Annotated in this window: 5 protein-coding genes and 1 tRNA gene; all 6 read right to left on the bottom strand. The window is 33.9% G+C overall.

The window, feature by feature from the left end:
* Positions 1-150 precede the first annotated feature (150 nt).
* Entirely contained in the window at positions 151-732 is a 582-nt protein-coding gene (gene pth / locus ACR0QS_RS11310; RefSeq protein ID WP_432633554.1) for an aminoacyl-tRNA hydrolase, read from the bottom strand.
* On the bottom strand, positions 725-1327 hold the full coding sequence (pth, locus tag ACR0QS_RS11305; protein WP_432633553.1) for an aminoacyl-tRNA hydrolase: 603 nt from the start codon (positions 1325-1327) through the stop codon (positions 725-727). Before pth (ACR0QS_RS11305) ends, pth (ACR0QS_RS11310) begins: the two co-directional genes overlap by 8 nt.
* A gap of 20 nt (positions 1328-1347) precedes the next feature.
* A complete protein-coding gene (locus ACR0QS_RS11300) occupies positions 1348-1947 on the bottom strand; it encodes a 50S ribosomal protein L25 (RefSeq protein WP_432633552.1) in 600 nt (199 codons plus the stop codon).
* A gap of 68 nt (positions 1948-2015) precedes the next feature.
* Complete coding sequence (locus ACR0QS_RS11295; RefSeq protein WP_432633551.1) at positions 2016-2969, bottom strand: ribose-phosphate diphosphokinase; 954 nt, start codon at positions 2967-2969, stop codon at positions 2016-2018.
* 29 nt (positions 2970-2998) lie between these two features.
* A tRNA-Gln gene (locus ACR0QS_RS11290) sits at positions 2999-3070 on the bottom strand.
* A 113-nt stretch (positions 3071-3183) separates the two neighbouring features.
* A complete protein-coding gene (locus ACR0QS_RS11285) occupies positions 3184-4524 on the bottom strand; it encodes a CoA-disulfide reductase (protein ID WP_432633550.1) in 1341 nt (446 codons plus the stop codon).
* Positions 4525-4642 lie beyond the last annotated feature (118 nt).

The following is a 4642-nucleotide window of genomic DNA, read 5'->3' as shown; positions in this document are numbered from 1 at the left end:
TCAAAATATTAATTAATTGCAATCATTATACAATCTTTTAAAATAATGTCAACAATTAATTTATTTTTTTAACATTGATTAATTGAGTTATATTTTATAACATTTAAAAATTTTTGTCAACTTGAAAAAATTTTGTTAAACAAAATTTATCTACTCTTTACTCGCTTTTTTATTAAACCTATTCTGCGCTATTATTGGCGACTCGAATAAAGCCACTTTCACGGCTTCTATAACTTTCTCCGAAATATCTTTATCAATAATTTCTCTCTCGCTTTTACTAAAAGACGACAAAACATAATCGTTTACTTTTTTTCCAAAATTCGGTCTGCCGATTCCGATTCTTATTCTAAAAAAATTATCGCTTTGTAATTGAGCTATCAAACTTTTTATTCCGTTATGCCCGCCCGAACTTCCGCCTTTTTTTATCTTAAAAGTTCCAAAAGGCAAATCCATATCGTCATAAATAACAAAAATATCTTCGACTGAAACATTAAATAATTTTGAAATATGAAGCGCCGATTCTCCCGAAAGATTCATGAATGTCTGCGGTTTAAGAAGTATAAATTGATTTTCGTCTTTTTTCATTCTCGCGTATAAAGATTTTTTTTTATGATTATCAAAACCGATAGATAGATTTTCCGCTATTTTATCGAGCATAATAAAACCGATATTATGTCTGCTGTTTTTATATTCTTCGCCGGGATTTCCAAGACCTATAAGCAGTTTAGTCATTGTATTTATTTTTAGCCGCTTTTGGAGATTCAAATAAAGCTATGCAGGCGGCGTCAATTATTTCTTCGGATATATCTTTTATTTTTCTTCTTTCTTCTTTCGTAAACGGAGCGAGCAAAAAATCGGCTATCTCTTCGTTTTCCGCTGGATTTCCAATTCCAACTCCGATTCTTGTGAAATTATTACTTTTTAAAGAATCCTCTATACTTTTAATGCCGTTATGTTTAAGCGGACCTTCTTTCGGTTCTCTATCTCCGTAAATATCGTCATCTTTTTTTGCGGGAACTACTCTGAATTTTCCAACTGGAACATTCATGTCGTCATAAATAACTATAATATCGTCAACGAGTATTTTCATGAAACTTGCCATATATAAAGCCGCTTCGCCCGAAAGATTCATAAAAGTAAGAGGTTTCAAAAGCAAATATTCCATTCTTCCATGCTTTCCTCTTCCAAATATGGTTTTCTTCTTTCTGATTTCCATATCGACTCCGAGCTTTTTAGCCATTCTATCCAATATCATATAGCCGACATTATGCCTATGATTTTTATACTCTTCGCCGGGATTTCCAAGCCCCATAACTAATTTCATCATATAATAAATACCCAATTAAATTATGACGCTGGAGTTTCCTCTTTTTTGTTTACATTATCTTCATCTTGAGTTGTAACGACTGTAACTACCGCTTTTGAAGAATCTCCTACTGGGTCAACGCCTTCTGGAAATTTAATATCGCTAATATGCAAACTGCTTCCCACTTTCAAATCGCTAACATCAACGATAAGCTCTCTCGGTATAGAATCTGGAAAAGCCTTTATAGGAAGTTCGTATTCCACCTGTTCCAAAGTTCCGCCGCCCAAACGAACTCCTTCTGGAATTCCTTCGATGTGAATAGGAACGAAAGTTTTAATTTTTTTATTTCTGTCGATTTCGTAAAAATCTATATGAGTAATGGTTCTTTTTATTCCATCAATTTGATAATCTTTCACCAAAACTTCTCTCGGTTTATCGTTTTCTATATCCAAAGTTATAATGGAATGCTGTCCCGCAGAAGAAAATACTTTTTTGAAATCTTTTAATTCTACGGCTATGGAATATTCTTTTCCTCTTCCGTAAAGAGAGGCAAGCGCGTAGCCTTCGTTTCTTAATTTTTTTCCAACGCTTTTTGTTTTAGTGTCTCTTTGTAACGCTTTAATAGTATAATTTTCGCTCATTTTTACTTCCTTATTCTAAATTTCAAATTAATTTATCTTTTTTAATTTATCTTCAAATTTTATTAATTTCATTTATCAAATAAAACGCTTATAGACATTTCCATATGTATATGTCTAATGGCGTCCGCAATCGCTGGAGCTACCGAAATAATTTCTATTTTATTTCCGAGTCTCTCCGTCATAACTTTCAAACTATCCGTTATATAAAGTTTGTCGATTTCGCTCGCGTTAATTCTTTCATAAACATCGCCCGAACAAACCGCATGCGTTATGAATACGAATATTCTTTTCATTCCCGCCTGTTTCAAGGCATGCATACTTTTTATAAGAGTTCCTCCCGTGTCGATTATATCGTCCACAATAATTGCGTCTTTTCCTTTAACATCTCCGATTATATTCATAACCTCGCTTTCGTTCGCTCTGTCTCTTCTTTTATCAATAATCGCTATATCGAGTTTTAAGGCTTTTGCTATGAGTCTAGCTCTTCCTATTCCGCCTATATCGGGCGAAACTATGATGGAATTTGAAATATCAAGGTCTTTTCTTATCTTATCCAAAAATATATTTTTAGACTGCATATGGTCGACTGGTATATCGAAAAATCCTTGAATCTGAGCCGCATGCAAATCCAAACATAAAACTCTGCCCGCTCCAGATTCCGCAAGTAAATTCGCAACCAATTTAGCCGTTATCGGAACTCTCGGTTCGTTTTTTCTGTCCTGCCTCGAATAGCCGTAATAAGGAATCACCGCCGTTATTCTTTTTGCGCTCGCTCTTTTCAAAGCGTCTATCACGCAGTAAAGTTCCATCCAGTTTTCATTACTCGAAGGTCTGCCCGTTGGCTGTATTACATATACATCCTTATTTCTCACAGGCTCTCCCACTTGGACGAAAACTTCTCCGTCTGCAAATCTGCGAATTTCCATATCGCCCAGATTGAGTCCCATGTTTTTAACGACATCTTCGGCAAGTTTTGGATTAGCCGTGCCACTTAAAACCAGTATCTCGTTTTCCATACTCATTTTTACAATCCTAAATTTAAGCGGATATATTGGGGTGGGAGGATTCGAACCCCCGAATAATTGGACCAAAACCAATTGTCTTACCGCTTGACGACACCCCAGTAATTGACTTAATAATTTTAAGTTTAATTATTTTACTATAAAATATATTTTTGTCAAGAATATAAATATATTTAAAATCCATAAATTCGGTTATTTTCTTCGTTATATTCTATTATTTTGCCGCGTTTCCCGCAACATTCAAAGCGTCCCAAGTTCTTGCAAAAGGCGGCGCATAGCATAAATCGAGCATTCCAAGTTCGTCTACCGTAAGCCCAGAATATATTGCAGTAGCTATAACATCCGCTCTTAAAACCGCTCCTCTTTTTCCCGCAATTTGTCCGCCTAAAATTTTTCGACTATCAGCGGAATATATTAACTTTATATGCAAATCTTCGTAATTAGGATAATAATGAGCATGGTCAACATCTTTAATCGTTACAGTTTTATAATTTATATTTCTTTTTTTAGCTTCTTCTTCGGTTATTCCCGTTCTTGCAAATTCAATTTCAAAAGCGAGTATGCATGCGCTTCCAAAACTTCCTAAAAATTTTTCATGCCCGCCGACTAAATTACTTGCAACCATTCTTCCCAATTTATTCGCTCCCGTAGCAAGTGAAAAATAATTTTGTTCGTCCAAAACTTTATCGTAAATAGTGGCGCAATCTCCAGCCGCGTATATAGAATCAATATTTGTTTTTCCTTCTCTGTCTACAATTATAGCTCCGTTGCCCGCCAATTTTATTCCCGTTTCTTTAGCCAAATCGCTATTAGGAATAACGCCTATTGCAATAACGACATAATCGGCTTTATATTTTCCCTTATCGGTTATCAAAGATTTTACATTGTTATTTTCATCCGATTCGAGAGATAAAACTTTTTCGTTTAAATGCAAATCTACTTTTTCTTTTATATGTTCTATAGCCAAATCGGAAAATTCTTTATCAAATTTATTTCCAAATACTCTGTCCGAACGTTGAATAATAGAAACGGTTTTACCCAAATGTTTTAATGCATGCGCAATTTCAATCGCTATAAAACCAGCTCCCAGTATTACGACATTTTTTATATTTTCGTCTTTCATTTTTTCTTTCATATTCAAAGCGTCTTTAAAATCTTTCAAAGTCGACACATTTCCAATATTGATATTTTCTATATTTGGAATAATCGCTTTCGCTCCCGTAGTTATTAAAAGGCTGTCGTATTCGTCCTCAAATTCTTTATTCGTTTCCAAATCTCTAACCAAAACTTTTTTATTTTTAGAATCTATTTTTAGAACTTCGTTTTTTATTTTTAAATCAATTCCCGATTTTATTGTCGCTTCGGCAGTTCTCGCTATCATAACATTAGAATCGTCAAAAAATCCTCCGACATAATAAGGCATTCCGCAAGCTCCCCAAGAAACGAATTCCGTTTTTTCATATACGGTAATTTTCGCTTCTTTATCCAATCTTCTTGCCTTTGCAGCGGCGCTCATTCCAGCGGCGACTCCGCCAATTATAATAATTTTTTTCATTATAATAAAAACCTCTTCAATACAAATAAATTTTATAATTAATTTTTTAGTTTAAGTATAATAATACAAAATAATTTGTCAATGTATTATCTTAAAAAATAATCATTATGAATAAATT

Origin of the sequence: Brachyspira sp. (genome assembly GCF_050873525.1) — a bacterium.
Classification (GTDB): Bacteria; Spirochaetota; Brachyspiria; order Brachyspirales; family Brachyspiraceae; genus Brachyspira.
This window is presented reverse-complemented; position numbering and strand designations above follow the sequence as displayed.

Excerpts from the sequence above, each read along its gene's own strand:
- pth (WP_432633554.1), bottom strand. The coding sequence starts at position 732 with ATGACTAAACTGCTTATAGGTCTTGGAAATCCCGGCGAAGAATATAAA.
- ACR0QS_RS11300 (WP_432633552.1), bottom strand. The coding sequence starts at position 1,947 with ATGAGCGAAAATTATACTATTAAAGCGTTACAAAGAGACACTAAAACA.
- pth (WP_432633553.1), bottom strand. The coding sequence starts at position 1,327 with ATGATGAAATTAGTTATGGGGCTTGGAAATCCCGGCGAAGAGTATAAA.
- ACR0QS_RS11285 (WP_432633550.1), bottom strand. The coding sequence starts at position 4,524 with ATGAAAAAAATTATTATAATTGGCGGAGTCGCCGCTGGAATGAGCGCC.
- ACR0QS_RS11295 (WP_432633551.1), bottom strand. The coding sequence starts at position 2,969 with ATGAGTATGGAAAACGAGATACTGGTTTTAAGTGGCACGGCTAATCCA.